This window comes from Paraburkholderia sp. Cy-641, assembly GCF_011752945.1.
Taxonomy (GTDB): Bacteria; Pseudomonadota; Gammaproteobacteria; order Burkholderiales; family Burkholderiaceae; genus Paraburkholderia.
The window spans coordinates 53,162-67,692 of the sequence record NZ_VWWM01000015.1 but is presented as its reverse complement, the minus strand read 5'-3'; the positions used below and the strand labels follow the sequence as shown (position 1 = coordinate 67,692).

Annotated in this window: 12 protein-coding genes; 4 read left to right on the top strand and 8 right to left on the bottom strand. The window is 66.1% G+C overall.

Features of this window, described 5'->3' with window-relative positions; translation table 11 throughout:
• Window positions 1-76 precede the first annotated feature (76 nt).
• Complete coding sequence (locus F3J20_RS10055; RefSeq protein ID WP_167044287.1) at window positions 77-1,273, top strand: sugar transporter; 1,197 nt, start codon at window positions 77-79, stop codon at window positions 1,271-1,273.
• Between the two features lie 72 nt (window positions 1,274-1,345).
• Here F3J20_RS10055 and F3J20_RS10050 read toward each other — a convergent pair whose 3' ends face one another.
• From F3J20_RS10050 to ilvD, 8 genes are all read right to left on the bottom strand, one after another.
• Window positions 1,346-2,536 carry a porin gene (locus F3J20_RS10050; RefSeq protein WP_167044291.1) on the bottom strand — a complete coding sequence of 397 codons (1,191 nt, stop codon included), beginning with the start codon at window positions 2,534-2,536 and terminating at the stop codon, window positions 1,346-1,348.
• 119 nt (window positions 2,537-2,655) lie between these two features.
• Entirely contained in the window at window positions 2,656-4,053 is a 1,398-nt protein-coding gene (locus tag F3J20_RS10045) for an MFS transporter (protein WP_240162748.1), read from the bottom strand.
• Window positions 4,054-4,196: 143 nt separating this feature from the next.
• The gene (locus F3J20_RS10040) at window positions 4,197-5,498 is read right to left on the bottom strand and encodes an FAD-dependent oxidoreductase (RefSeq protein WP_167044297.1); all 1,302 of its coding nucleotides are present in this window, start codon (window positions 5,496-5,498) and stop codon (window positions 4,197-4,199) included.
• Window positions 5,499-5,554: 56 nt separating this feature from the next.
• Window positions 5,555-6,016 carry a DUF126 domain-containing protein gene (locus tag F3J20_RS10035; RefSeq protein ID WP_167044300.1) on the bottom strand — a complete coding sequence of 154 codons (462 nt, stop codon included), beginning with the start codon at window positions 6,014-6,016 and terminating at the stop codon, window positions 5,555-5,557.
• The gene (locus tag F3J20_RS10030) at window positions 6,013-7,299 is read right to left on the bottom strand and encodes an aconitase X catalytic domain-containing protein (protein ID WP_167044303.1); all 1,287 of its coding nucleotides are present in this window, start codon (window positions 7,297-7,299) and stop codon (window positions 6,013-6,015) included. The genes F3J20_RS10035 and F3J20_RS10030 overlap by 4 nt, the downstream gene beginning before the upstream one ends.
• Window positions 7,300-8,217 carry a TauD/TfdA family dioxygenase gene (locus F3J20_RS10025; protein ID WP_167283300.1) on the bottom strand — a complete coding sequence of 306 codons (918 nt, stop codon included), beginning with the start codon at window positions 8,215-8,217 and terminating at the stop codon, window positions 7,300-7,302.
• Entirely contained in the window at window positions 8,207-9,589 is a 1,383-nt protein-coding gene (locus F3J20_RS10020) for an MFS transporter (protein WP_167044310.1), read from the bottom strand. Before F3J20_RS10020 ends, F3J20_RS10025 begins: the two co-directional genes overlap by 11 nt.
• Before the next feature lies 1 nt (window position 9,590).
• The gene (ilvD, locus tag F3J20_RS10015) at window positions 9,591-11,306 is read right to left on the bottom strand and encodes a dihydroxy-acid dehydratase (protein ID WP_167283299.1); all 1,716 of its coding nucleotides are present in this window, start codon (window positions 11,304-11,306) and stop codon (window positions 9,591-9,593) included.
• Window positions 11,307-11,394: 88 nt separating this feature from the next.
• Between ilvD and F3J20_RS10010 the strand changes: the two genes are divergently transcribed.
• From F3J20_RS10010 to F3J20_RS10000, 3 genes are all read left to right on the top strand, one after another.
• On the top strand, window positions 11,395-12,357 hold the full coding sequence (locus F3J20_RS10010; RefSeq protein WP_167044316.1) for a LysR family transcriptional regulator: 963 nt from the start codon (window positions 11,395-11,397) through the stop codon (window positions 12,355-12,357).
• A 253-nt stretch (window positions 12,358-12,610) separates the two neighbouring features.
• Complete coding sequence (locus tag F3J20_RS10005; protein ID WP_167283298.1) at window positions 12,611-13,381, top strand: GntR family transcriptional regulator; 771 nt, start codon at window positions 12,611-12,613, stop codon at window positions 13,379-13,381.
• 84 nt (window positions 13,382-13,465) lie between these two features.
• Window positions 13,466-14,491 (top strand): aromatic ring-hydroxylating dioxygenase subunit alpha, encoded by a 1,026-nt coding sequence (locus F3J20_RS10000; RefSeq protein WP_167044322.1) that lies wholly within the window; start codon window positions 13,466-13,468, stop codon window positions 14,489-14,491.
• Window positions 14,492-14,531: the final 40 nt, after the last annotated feature.

Genomic DNA, 14,531 nt, shown 5'->3' with positions numbered 1-14,531 from the left:
CATAAGGCGCATGCGCCGGCTGACCCGAGGCGCAGGTGCACAGACCGGACACGACTCCTCTTTCCCACATCCAGGCATGTCGACAAACGCATCTGCTCATCCGGAACACTCGTGGTCAGGCGTGCTCGCGCTGACGCTGACCGCGTTCATCTTCAACACCACGGAATTCGTTCCCGTCGCGCTGCTGAGCGCCATCGGCGAGAGCCTGCACATGCGGCCGACCGACGTCGGGCTGATGATGACGATCTATGCGTGGACGGTCGCAGCGGTGTCGCTGCCGTTGACCGCGCTCACCCGCCACGTCGAGCGCCGCAAGCTGTTGAGCGGAGTACTCGTTCTGTTTGTCGTCAGCCATCTCGTGACGAGCGTGGCGTGGAACTTCCCGGTGCTCGTCATCGGGCGCATCGGCATCGCCTGTGCACACGCGACCTTCTGGTCGATCTCCGTTGCGCTGGTCGTGCGGCTCGCGCCGCCGGAGCGGAAAAGCCGCGCCCTCAGCCTGCTGGCGATGGGCACGTCGATCGCGATGGTGGCCGGCATTCCGATCGGGCGCGTGATCGGCCAGGCGCTGGGCTGGCGGATCACCTTCCTGACACTCGCGTGCGCGTCGGCCATTACGCTGCCGATACTGCGCGCCACGCTGCCCGAGTTGCCCAGCCATCAAACGGGCTCGCTCGCGCACCTGCCCGCGCTGCTGCGCAAGCCGATGCTGGTGGCGCTCTACGCGATTACGGTTCTCGTCGTGTCCGCGCACTTCACGTCGTATACCTACATCGAGCCGTTCGTGCGCAGCGTCAGCCATGCGAGCGAAGGCCAGATCACCTACCTGCTGATCCTGTTCGGCAGCGCCGGCATTCCGGCGGCCCTCTGCTTCAACCACCTCTACTCTCGACGGCCGGCGCAATTCCTGCTGACATCGATTGTCGCGCTGTCCGTGTGCCTGCTGATCCTGTTCCCGTGCTCGCTCGATATCGTCACGCTCTCCGTACATATCGTGGTCTGGGGCGGCGCGATCGTCTGCTTCGGGCTCGCGATGCAGGCATGGATGCTCAAGCTGGCGCCGGAAGCGACGGACCTTGCCGTATCGATCTATTCCGGTCTGTACAACGTCGGGATCGGCGCCGGCGCGCTGTTCGGCAATCACATCGCAGACCGCTTCGGCATGCCATGGATCGGCACGTTTGGCGGCCTTGCGGGCGGACTCGGCGCCGGCATGGCATGGCTGGCATCGCGCGCGCATGGCAAGAACACCGCGGCGCCACCGGCCGTCTAGCGTGCGATGAGATGCCGCCTGGGGTGACGCCTGAATGGCCGCTACAACGCGTAGCGGCCCTCGCGCGGTTCATCAGAACCGGTGCCGCAATCCCGCCAGCACGGCGATCTGACTGGTGCGTCCCGCCCCCGCGGGCCCGAAGAAGTTGATCGCGACCGTGCTCGCATCGCCGGCGAGGTGCTGATAAACCAGCGACATATGCACGTCCGTGCGCTTGGACAGCAGATAGCTGATGCCCGCGTTGACCTGGTGCCACTTCGGCCGGTCGCCGGTCGCGAAGGACGTTGCGCCGGTGCCGGTATAGCCGTGGCCGTCGGTGAAGATATAGCCGATGCCGGCCATCAACGCCGGCGTGAACTGGTAGCGTCCGTTGATTTCGTAGTTGTCCACCCGCATGGTCTGACCGCCTCGATAGTCGAGCCGCGTATCGGTCACCACGGCGTTGACCGTCGCGGCACCGAACGTGTAGCCGGCCCCGAGCGCCGAAATCCGCTGCCGTTCGACAAAACCCGCGTTGTAGAAGATGCTGGTCGAGCCGCTATATTCATCGCCGACCGCCCCGTTCGGATTGCTGCCCGAGGCGAGCCCCGCCGACGGATTGTTCAGTTGCAGATAGCTCGCGACCGCATGCAGCGCGCCGCGCTGGTAGTCGAGGCCGAACCCGTAGGCGCGATTGTTGGCGAAGCCCTGGCCATCCGCGCCGGCTGCCTGGTTGCTGAACGCGTAGATCGCGCCCATCTTCAGGCCCGTGAGCGGGCTGACTTCGTACTTGACGGTGTTGTCGAGCCGGAACGTCTGGAACGTATCGTCGACGTCGCCGATATGGGCGCCGTAGATGCTGCCGAACTGTAGCCACGACAGCAGCGGCGCGACGTAGTCGAACGTATAGTCATACTGACGGCCGAAAGTGAGCTGGCCGTAGCGCTCGCTGGCCAGCCCCACATAGGCCTGCCGGCCGAACAGCCGGCCACCCTGCGACGACGTGCCGTTCAGTCCGCTGAACCCCGCTTCGAGCCGGAATATGGCGGCGAGGCCACCGCCGAGGTCCTCTCGCCCGACGAAGCCGAAGCGGTCACCGCTGCCCCACCCTGTCGCCATCGACCAGCGCGAAGCGCCCTGCGTCGTGATCGACGATGCGACCGAATTCGTCCACGCGATGCCCGTATCGATGATGCCGTACAGCGTGACCGAGCTCTGCGCGTGAGCCGCCAGCGGCGCTGCGCAGGCGCAAACGACCGCAGCAGTGCAAACTGCTGTTTTCATTGTCTCTCTCCAGTTTGAATGTGATGTGGACTGCAAATGAAAGCCGATGAGCAGGAGCCTTGCGCGCTAAAGTGCCGGCTCCCGCCACGATGCGCGGCCGCGCATCCCGCCTGTCTGTCCTACCGTTTCGCCGCGGCGCCGGCAGCCGGCAACGGTGCATCGGTGGACATGACGTCTTCCTCGATACCGCCGGGCCGGTACATGCGGCCGAGCACGAACATCAGCACCGCGACACTTACGACCGGCAGCGCTGCGACATGAAACAGATCGCGCACCGGCAGATGTCCGGCCAGCAGCATGCCGCCGATCATCGGACCGGAGATCGAGCCGATCTTCGCCACGCCGATCGCGGTGCCGGTGCCTTTCGAGCGGAAGCTGGTCGGGTAGACGATCGACGCGACCGCGTTGAGCCCGGCCTGGGTTCCAGCCACGCAGAAGCCCACGCCGAACACGGCGGCGGTCAGCAAACCCATCTTCAGATCCATGCCGAGCGCCGCGACGAGCGGAAAGCCGATCAACGGCAGGCAGGTGACGAGCCGCACGCCATGCCGGTCGATGAAGCGCATCAGCACGAGACCGCCGAGTGTGCCGCCGACCGAGAACAATGTCGTCATCAGCGCGGCGCGATGCGCATCGACGCCGGTCGCCTCGATCAGCACCGGCAACCAGTTTTGCAGGAAGAACAGCGCCATCGAGTTGGCGATGTACGCGAGCCACAGTGCCGTCGTCACGTAGCGCAAGCGGCCCGCGAACAGCATGCGCGGCGAGAATTTCTCGACGCGGCGCTCGTCGGTCACGACGAAATGCGCGTCGGACGGCAGTGCGAGTTCCGGCCTGAGGCGCGCGGCGGTCGCCGCGATGCCGTCGCGAGACCAGCCCTTCAGCACCTGGTAGCGCAGCGACTCGGGCATCACGAACCACAGCAGGGCCGCGACGACGAGCGGCGCGACGCCACCGACCACGAATACCGCCGGCCAGCCGTAATGCGGCACGAGCCACACCGCGACGCCACCGCCGAAGCCCGCGCCGAGCGTGTAGCCGGTGAACATCAGCGTGACCCAGGTTGCGCGCAGCCGCTTCGGTGCGAACTCAGAGACGAGCACGAACGCGTTCGGCACCGCGCCGCCGATGCCGATGCCCGCCACGAAGCGCAGCCACAGCAACGGGTCGACGCTGGACGCCCACACGGTCGCGAGCGTGGCGACGCCGTACCAGCATGCGCCGAACAGGATCGCGCGCTTGCGGCCGATGCGATCCCCGACGTAGCCGAACACGATCGAGCCGATCATGATGCCGAAAATATTGGCACCGAACACGGGCCCGAGCACGCTGCGCTCGATGTGCCACGCGCGGATCAGCGACGGCGCGGCGAACGCCAGCGCGCTCAGTTCGTAGCCGTCGGTCAGCATCACGAGCCATGTCGATGCAATTAGCAGGACTGCGAACCAGCCGACCTTCTGTTCGTCGATCAGACGCGACACGTCAAGTGTGCGCGCCTCGGGCAAGGTTTGAATCATTGTCTCCTCCAGGAAGTTCCGCATTGACCGCCGGGCAGTGCCCGACGCGTCATGGGGTTCCGGTCATGCAGTGAGTGGACTCGCGGGAACGGGGGCTTGTCGCGCACCTCTGTCGGATTCCCGCGATACGGGCAAGCCGTGCGTCAGTCCTTCAGATGCGGCGGATCGATACGGTCGACGTTGTCGGAGAGCCGCTCGCGCAGCGCGCCGCGATCGATCTGCTGAACGCTGCCGCCGTCCGCGAGATCGAACGCATGCGCGGCCGCCGCGCCCATCGCGATACACGGCCCCATCACGCGCACGCTCGACAGCGCGCTCGCGTCGGCGTCGATACAGCGGCCGACCGCGATCAGATTGTCCGCGCCCTTCACGACGAGACTGCCGAACGGTACGGTATGCAGATGGTCGTCGCCGAACGGCTTCCATTCGTAGCCTTCGGCGCGGTCGTGCAATTCGATCGGCCACGACGTGCGCGCGACGGCGTCGGGAAACTGCTTCGCGGTAATCACGTCTTCCGAGGTCAACTGCTGCTCGCCGACGATCCAGCGCGTCTGCCGGATACCCGGCAAACCGTAGCTGCGGATGTGCGCATTGCGATAGATGTGCGGATACTCGCTGCGCAGGAACTCGAACGCGCGGTCCGCCTGGTCGCGCCCGACGAGCGCGGTGTGCGACGCCGCCATCGGTTCGAGCGGCGTCTCGATGTGCGTCATGTTGGCAATGCCGATGTTGCGGCCGCGGAAATAGAACACGAGACCGTCCTTGCGCTCCAGCCCGTACTCGTTCGCCTTCGCCTCGACGCGTTCGCGGAAAGCGGTCGGGGTCGGCAGATCGGTTTCGTCGAGGTTTTCCAGCACGATCATCTGCGTGCCGCGAATCGGCGTGTCCGGCTCCTGGCAGTCGAAGCCGGCGAGCCACGTGAGCGCCGCGTCGCCGCTCGCGTCAACGAAGCCTTTCGCCGCGATGCGCACGTCGCCGTAGCGCGTCGCCACATCGAGCTCGCTCACCCGCCGGCCGTCGCGCGTCACGTCGCGCAGTACCGCGCCGAGCACGACGGTGATGCCGGCGTCGAGTATCTTCTGTTCGATCCAGCGCGCGAGCGCGACTTCGTCGTACAGCACGACGGTCGTCAGAGGTCCTTCCTTATAGTGCAGCGCGCCCTTCTCGCCGAGATCGCGCAGGATGCCGTCCGCGATGCCGTGCGTGACCTGAAAGCGCTTCGGTCCGTTCGAGAACAGTCCGCAGAACGTGCCGATGATCGAGTTGACCGCCTGGCCGCCGAGCGCGGGCAGGCTGTCCACCAGCACGACCTTGCGGCCGAGTGCCGCCGCTTCGAGTGCGGCCGAGGTGCCGGCAATACCCGCGCCGACGATGCACACGTCCGCGTCGAGTTTCCAGCTCGTCGATTGCCCGCTGCGGCGGACGATACGAGTACCAGTCTTCACAACATTTTCTCCATTAAAACAATGTCAGGTGCGCGCGGATGTCCCGCGCGACAAGCTCAGGCGCGACCGCGCTTCAGCACTTCGACGACACCACGGTCGGCATCGACGCGGACCCAGTCGCCCGTTTCGATCACGTCGAGCGGATCGACGTCGAAGTCGGTCAGCGAGGGCGCATGGCTGACCACCGCGCCGAGCGCGATCTTCGTGGTCATTTCGTTGAACAGCATCGCCGCCGGCGCGGTGCCGGCGATCCGTGCGATATGGAACTGGCTCGACCAGCCCGACGAGCCCTTCGCGCCCGGAAACACGAGCACCTTGTTCGCGAAGCTCTGTCCGCGCAGTTCGTGGCGCGTCTCGATGATCGTGCCGGTGCGCGGGTCGATGCCGCCCCAGCCGGAGATGCGATCGCGCGTCACCAGCGCTTCGCCCTCGATACAGCCGCCGACCACCTTGCGGCCATGCAGCACGATGGCCGCGTCCGCTGCGCCCGCCGTCGTGTCGTCGTTCTTCGCGTTCATGCGGTAAGCCCTCCTTGCCAGCGGCCCGTCACTGCGGCCTCGATGCAGTCGGCCGTGGTGCCGAACCATGCCTGTACGCCCATGATCGCGGGCAGATAATGCGCCTGCTTCGCCGAGTCGAGCGCGACGACGCGCGTGCCCTTGGGCATCACGCGGCCGATCGCCGAGCACGTATCGGTCATCAGCACGCCGCCCGCGTCCTCGATCAGCTTCGTGTAGCCGGCCTGGTCGGCGAGTTGCCGTGTCGCGCGCGCGGTGAAGATCCATAGCTCGGTGTTCGCGCCGATGCGCCGGCCTTCCAGCAGTTGGCACACTTCCCAGATCTGCTCGATCGAATAGTGCGGACAGCCAAGCATCACGAAATCGACCTGCGCATCCTTCGCGGTGGTGTTCACGCGTTCGTACGCGAGACGCCGCTCGGCCGCGCCATAGCGGATCGTCTCGACCGGCCGGCGGCCACGGAACGCTTCGTCGCGCGTGCGCGCCTCCGGCGTCTGACCGACGATGTGATACATCTCGACACCGCCGGACGATGCCGCCGCCGCGCCGAAGTGCTTGAGCTTCGGCAGGTTCGGCACGTCGCGCAGCCCGTCGATTACCGGAATGCGGTCCTGCACGACTTCGCCGACGTAGTAGCCGAGCAGCCCCCAGTCCTGCACCGTCTTCACCTCGATATCGAGCTCGATCAGATGCGTGCCGCCGCGGTTCTCGTCGAGGTGCAGACCCCAGTAAGGAATCTTGCCGGTCAGCATCGCGGCGCCCGTGCTCTCGCGGCCTTCCGCGTTCGTGCGCGCGCCGAGCACCGCGTTGATGTAGATCACCGCCGACGACTCCATCCACGCGCAATGCTCGCCGCGCACCGGCACGTTGCCGGCCAGATACGGCGCGCAGGTATTGAGCGGCTGGATGCCGAGGCGCCCCGTGTAGGCTTCGCCCTGGCGATAGAGCTTGACGATCTGGCTATCTATCCCCTGGCGCTGCGCATGCTCCGGGTCGAGCCCCTGCTGCAAATGGCTGCTGAACACCTTCGCCTTCGGCACCTCGACGACATCCGGGCTGTCGAGATTGAATTCGGAAAACACCGCGTCGAGGCCGCCGTGCTGCGCCGCGTAATCGCGCAGGAACGGCATCGTCGCGCCGACCGTGCCGCATACGTTGTTGGTGTCCACCAGCCGTGGCGCACCGAGCGCTTCGCCATAGCGCACGAGCAGATCCATCGCGCGCTGCACGGCCGGGCCGTCGCGGCCGTCGAGCATCGCCTGTTCGTCGTCGTTCAGCTTCATTTACCGCGCTCCGTGTGCAGGTTCGGGTTGAGCCGTGTTCGGCCCGGCGTGGCGATCCACGTCGATCGTCGTCGCGCGCCGCAGTTCGCGGCGCACCGACAGGTCGTAGCGGCGGCCTCGATGCAGCGTGCAGCGGTTGTCCCAGATCACGAGGTCGCCGGGCTGCCACTGATGCGCGTACACGAAGCGGCGCGCGGTCGCATGTTCGAGCAGGTCCGCCAGCAACATGCGTCCTTCGGCGATCGTGCGATCGACGACATGCGTCGTATGCGCGCCGATAAACAGATGCCGGCGGCCCGACCCCGCGTGCTCGCGAACGATCGGCCAGCGCACCGGCGGCAACGCGTTGCGCTGTTCTTCGGTGTACTCGGTATCGCCGAGCAGGAAGCGCGAGTACAGCGCGTAGTGCTCCGCTTCGAGCCCGTCGAGGTCCCGCTGGTCGCGCGGATCGAGCGCGTCCCACGCGGCACGCATGTCCGCGTACTCGGTCTCGCCGCCCCACTCGGGCACCACGACCGCATACAGCATCGAATAGCGCGCAGCCGGCTGCTGGAACGAACTGTCGCTGTGCCATAGCTGGTTCGCCAGGTTGCCGACGATGCGCCGATGCGCGCGGTCCGCAACCTGTCCGGACTCGTCGATGTTCGAGATGTCGGCCAGCTCCTGGTAGGCGAGCCGCGCATGCGGACGGGCCACGCGCTTGAAGCCGAGATCGAGCGGCCCGAGCGCGCCCGCGAACGCAAGCTGCTGTTCCTGCGTGAGCGGCTGCCCGCGGAACACGAGCACCGCGTAGTGGTTCATGGCCGCGTCGATCGCGCAGGCGACGTCTTCGGCGATCGGCCCGGCGAGATCGACGCCTCGCGCGAGACCGGCGAAATCCGGACGCGCGGCGTCAATGGGAACGACTTCAAGCGACATGGGCTGCTCCTGATTGAGTGTTGTCCGGCGCGGCGTCGTCGCGACGACGATGCAGGCGGCCGAGGACGAAGGCGAGTGCCGCGACGAGCGCGACCGGCGCCGCGCCGAAGAAGAACAGTTGCTCGACGGGCAGATGCGCGGCCATCAACATGCCGCCGATCACCGGCCCCGCGATGGCACCGATCTTCTGGATGCCGACCGCCGAACCGGTGCCTTTCGCGCGCAGCGCGGTCGGATAGACGAGCGCGGCAACGGCGTTCAGGCCGAACTGCGTGCCGACCACCGTGAAGCCCGTGAGAAACACGGCCGCGACGAGCATCGGCCCCGGCAAGCCGGTGCCGAGCAGCGCGACGAGCGGCGTACCGACCAGCGGCAGCACGGTGATGATGATCGCGCCGCGCGTGTCGACGAAGCGCATCAGCGCGAGACCACCCAGCGTGCCGCCGAGCTGGAACATCGCCGATACGAGAGCCGCCTGTTGCGGCGCTAGACCGACGCTTTCGATCAGCACCGGCAGCCAGCTGCTAAGGAAAAACAGCGCCATCGAGTTGGCGATGTACACGGCCCACAACACCGGCGTCAGCGCACGCAGCCGGCCCGCGAACAGGAGCCGCAGCGAGCCGTCGCGGGCATCGCCATGCGCGTCACCCTGCGAACCGCCGCCGGTCGCGAAGCGCGCTTGCGGCTCGACGACGAAACCCGGCGAGATCCGCGCAACGATTCGCGCGACTTCGGCATGCCGGCCCTTCAGCGTCAGGAAGCGGATCGACTCCGGCACCGCAAACCACAGCATCGCGCTCGTCACGAGCGGCGCGATGCCGCCGATCACGAACACCACCTGCCAGCCGAACTTCGGCACGAGCCACGCGGATACGAGACCACCGACGCTACTGCCGATCGTGTAGCCGGTGTACATCAGCGTGACCCACGTCGCGCGCCAGCGCTTCGGCGCGAACTCGGTGGTGTACGCGATCGCGTTCGGCACGACGCCGCCGATGCCGATGCCTGCGAGAAAGCGCAGCACGAGCAACTGTTCGAGCCCCGTCGCGCGCGACGCCGCAAGCGTGAACACTGCGAGCACGACGCTGCCGATGATGATCGTGCGCTTGCGGCCGATCACGTCGCCGAGATAGCCGAGTGCGAACGCGCCAATCATCGTGCCGAACACGAACGCGCCGAACACCGGGCCGAGCACGCCGTGCCCGAGATGCCACGCGCGGCTGAGCGCCGGCGCCGCGAACGCCATCGCGGCGAGGTCGTAGCCCTCGGTCATCATCATCACGCCCATCGCGACGATCAGCAGTACCCCGAAGCGATGGGTCTGCTGCCGCTCGATGACCGTACCGATGTCGATTACGGTTTCGGCGCCCATCTCAACGCTCCCGCGCCGGCCGGTCCGCGCCGAGCACCGCGCCTTGCGGCATCGTGCCGACCGTCGCGCGATAGATCTTCAGCCAGCCGGTGTCGTTGACGGGCGCGGGGCGCTGCCACGCGGCGCGGCGGCGCGCCACTTCGGCTTCGTCCACCTGCAGATTGCAAACGCGCCGCTCGAGGTCGATCTCGACCGTGTCGCCGTCCTCCACGAGCGCGAGCGGCCCGCCGGTCGCCGCTTCCGGCGAGACCTCGGCCACCACCAGCCCCTTGCAGACGAGACCGGACAGGTGTCCGTCGGTCAGCATGGCAACCTGTTCGGACAGGCCCGCGCCATCGATCGCGAAGACGACGCGCGAGGCGCCGCCGCCCATCGCCGGGCCGCCGCACACGCCCGCGCCGCGCATCACGACGACGTTGCCCGGCTGGATGCGGCCGTCCTTGATCGCCGCAATCGCGTCGTCGGAAGTCGAGTAGCACAGTGCCTTGCCGGTGAACGTACGCTGCTTGTCCGGCGAAATGCCGAATTTGACGATGCCGGCCTGCGGCGCGAGATTGCCGCGCACGAGCACGATGGCCGGATGATTGGCGAACGCGCGCTCAGGCGTGCGAATCACTTCGTCGTCGGCAATCCAGACATCCTGCAGGTTGTCCTTGACCGTGCGCCCCGTCACGGTCAAGGCGCCGGTGTCGAGCCATGCTTCGAGCCGCTTCATCACGCCGCGACCGCCGCCGGCCGCTTCCAGTTGCTCGATCGTGTGCGAGCCGACCGGACGCACGCCGGTCAGCACCGGAATCTGGGCGGCAAATTCCTCGAACAGCGCATACACGTCGACGTCGATCCCGCCTTCGGCCGCGACCGCCTGCATATGTTTCACCGTGTTGATCGAACCGCCGACGGCCAACACCGTCTTCACCGCGTTCGCGAACGCGCCGCGCGTGAGGATATCGCGCGGCTTCAGGTCGTCGCGCACCATCTCGACGATGCGCGCGCCGGCTTGGCGCACGAAGGCGAACATCTTTTCGCTGTTGGCGGCCACCGGCGTGCTGCCCGGCAGCGACATACCGAGCGCCTCGCTCACCATATGCATCGAATTCGCGGTGCCGAGTCCCGAGCACACGCCGGGGCCGCGAATCGCGTTCTGGCTCATGCCGATGAGGTCCTCGACCGGAAGCTTGCCGGTCAGCGTGTGCATCGCGCCGACGAACACGTCTTCGATATCGACGTGCTCGCCCCGATATTCGCCGCTCGGCTGATAGCCGCACGCAACGACGATGGTCGGTATGTTCAGCCGCGCGGCGGCCATCAACTGACCCGGCACTGTTTTGTCGCACGAGGCGAGGCACACCATGCCGTCGAGTTGCGCGCCTTCTACGGCCACTTCGATGTCGTTCGTGACGAGGTCGCGGGCAGCCAGCATGTATGCGCCGCGCGCGCCGGCACCGGTAATGAAGTCGCTCGGCGCGGCCGTGCGGATTTCGAACGGCAAGGCCCCCGCCGCGCGAATCGCCTCTTTCAGCTGCGCGGCAATGCCGTCGAGGTGGCTGAAGCACGTCGCGAGTTCCGACGACGAATTGACGATGGCGATCTTCGGCTTGTCGAGGTCCTCTTCGCTGATGCCGAGATTGCGCCACTGGGCGGCGCGTACCGCGCCGAGATAGGAACCACGGGGGAAATTGCTGCGCAACGGGCGTTGCGGCTTCTGTTCTTCAGACATGGTGTCTCACTCCTTTAGTTTGGAAACGATGTTAAAAACGGCGATAAAATCCGTCAATTATGTAACGTCGATAGGGATCATCCAAACTATGGATATTCGTCAGGTCGATCTGAATCTGCTGAAGGTGTTCGATGCGCTGCTGAAGAAGCGCCATGTGACGCAGGCCGGTGTGAGCATCGGCTTGAGCCAGCCGGCAATGAGCTATGCGTTGTCGAAACTGCGCGAACTGTTCGGGGACCCGCTCTTCGTGCGTACCGGGCGCGGCATGGAACCCACGCCCCGCGCGCAGGCGCTCGGCGATCCGGTGGCGCGGCTGCTCGATCTCGTGCAGACCGAGATTCTTCCGGCCCCTGAATTCCGGCCCGCGGAGTCGTCGCGCAATTTCGTGCTGTGCATGTCCGATATCGGCGAGATGGTGTTTCTGCCGCGTCTGCAAAGCTTTCTCGCCAGAACCGCGCCGCACGTGAGCATCAAGACCGTCGCGCTCAGCATGCCGGAGCTCGAGGAAGGCCTCGCGAGCGGCGAAGTCGATCTCGCGATCGGCTACTTCCCGGGGCTCAAGAGCGAGGCGCTCAAGCGCAAGGCGCTGTACCGGCACTCCTACGTGTGCATCGCCCGCGACGATCACCCCGAGATTGGCGACACGCTATCGCTCGATCAATACCGCAACGCCGCGCACGTGATCGTCCATCCCGAGGGCCGCGAGCAGGACGTGCTCGAACGCGCTCACGAACGCCTCGGCATTCGCATCAACGTGCGCTTCAGCGTGCCGCGCTTCATCGGCGTGCCGTTCATCGTGGCCGGGTCGGACATGATCGCGGCCGTCCCTCAGGCGGTCGGTCGGCGTTTCGCGGAGTTCGTGAACGTCAAGCTGTTGCCGCTGCCGTTCCCCGCGCCCAAGTACGACCTCTATCTGTACTGGCATCCGCGCTTTCATCACGAGCCGGCCAACCGCTGGGCCCGCAACGCGATGAGCGAACTCATCAAGGGACCGATGCAGCACGAACCGCTGCCGAATACGAAACGGATGCACCTGAGCGCGGGGCTATAGCGCGCGCCGGCTGGCGCAGCGCGGCTCGCGCGATCGTCTTTCGAGCCGCGTGGAAATACGATGCGCGATCTTTAATCGTCTTACGTTGTACACAATTTATGTTTTGTCGCTCACAAAATCTCGTGGTTTACCCGTAACTCCCCCTGCTATGTTTTGAAAATAGCGCCTCGATGTATACACTCTGTATCCATCGAGCGAGGCAGCCGAGCCATTTCCTGAATCGGCCCGCCCGCGCAACCCTTCCGGACATGCCATGCCCGACATCGAAAATTCCACCGTCGACAGCAAATCCGCCGCCTCGGCATCGCAAACCGTGCGCGCCCTTCTCGGCTTGAGAGAACTGATTCTCGGCGGCGACCTGAGCCCGGGAGAACGCATCTCCGAACTCTGGGTCGTCGAGCGCCTCGGCGTGTCGCGCACGCCCGTGAGGGCCGGGCTGATCCGGTTGCAGGAAGAAGGTCTGGTCGAGCCGATCCCGTCCGGCGGCTTTGCGGTACGCTCGTTCAGCGAATACGAAATCCGCGATTCGATCGAACTGCGCGGCACGCTCGAAGGACTCGCGGCCAGGCTCGCGGCCGAGCGCGGCATCTCGCATACGATGTTTCGCGACCTCAACGATTGCGTCGACGAAATCGACGCCTTGCTGGTCGGCGAACTTTCCGAAGAAACCTTTTCGCGCTACGTGGAAGCGAACGCGAACTTCCATCGGCTCCTCGCCAGCGCGTCGGGCAGTCAGGTCGTGCAGCGCCAGATCGAAAAAGCGTCGACCTTGCCGTTCGCGTCGGCGAGCGCCTTCGTCGTCGTGCAGTCGCTGGACCCGCGCGCGCGCGAAACGCTGGTCGTCGCCCAGGCCCAGCATCGCGCGGTGCTCTCGGCAATCGAGAATCGCGAAGGTGCGCGCGCCGAAGCGTTGATGCGCGAGCACGCGCGAATCGCGCACCAGAACCTGAACCGCGTGCTCGAAAACCAGCGCGCGTTATCGCGCCTGATCGGCGGGAATCTGATCCGCCGCGGCACACGCTAGATCCCGGACCGCGCACGCGGTCACCCCACCGCCTGACCTATCCCATAGACACAGGGCGCCGCGATGCGCCATGGAGGAGAGAACATGTTTCCCAAAAACGCGTGGTACGTTGCCTGCACGCCCGATGAAATCGACGGCAAGCCACTCGGCCGGCAGATTTGCGGCGAGCGCATGGTGTTCTATCGCTCGGCGGACGGCTCCGTGGCCGCGCTCGAAGACTTCTGCCCGCACCGCGGCGCGCCGCTGTCGCTCGGCAGCGTGCGCGACGGCCTGCTCGTGTGCGGCTACCACGGTCTCACCATGGGCGCGAACGGCAAGTGCGTGAGCATGCCGTGTCAGCGTGTCGGCGGCATTCCGTCGGTGCGCGTGTTCCCGACCGTCGAACGATACGGCTTTATCTGGGTCTGGCCCGGCGACGCCGGCAAGGCGGACCCCGCGACGATCCATCATCTCGACTGGGCGGAGAATCCCGCGTGGGCTTATGGCGGCGGGCTCTATCACATCGACTGCGATTACCGCCTGATGATCGACAACCTGATGGACCTGACGCACGAAACCTACGTGCACGCGACGAGCATCGGCCAGCCTGAGATCGAGGAAGCCCCGCCCGCCACGAAGGTCGACGGCGACACCGTCACGACGAGCCGCTTCATGGAGAACATCGCGCCGCCGCCGTTCTGGGCCGCCGCGCTGCGCGGCAACGGCCTCGCCGACGACGTGCCGTGCGATCGCTGGCAGATCTGCCACTTCACGCCGCCGAGCCACGTGATGATCGAAGTCGGCGTTGCGCATGCCGGCCACGGCGGTTATGACGCGAACTCCGAGCACAAGGTGTCGAGCATCGTGGTCGACTTCATCACGCCGGAAACCGAAACGTCGATCTGGTATTTCTGGGGCATGGCGCGCAATTTCGCCGTCAACGACACGGCACTGACCGAGACGATCCGCACGGGCCAGGGCCGCATCTTCTCGGAAGACCTCGAAATTCTCGAGGCGCAGCAGCGCAACCTGTCGCGCTGGCCGGAGCGGCCGATCATGAAGCTCAACATCGATGCAGGCGGCGTGCAGTCGCGCCGTGTGCTGGATCGAATCCTGCAGCAGGAATGCTAACTCGAGGTTGCGAGCGAGGCGGCCGCACGGCCGCCGTGAA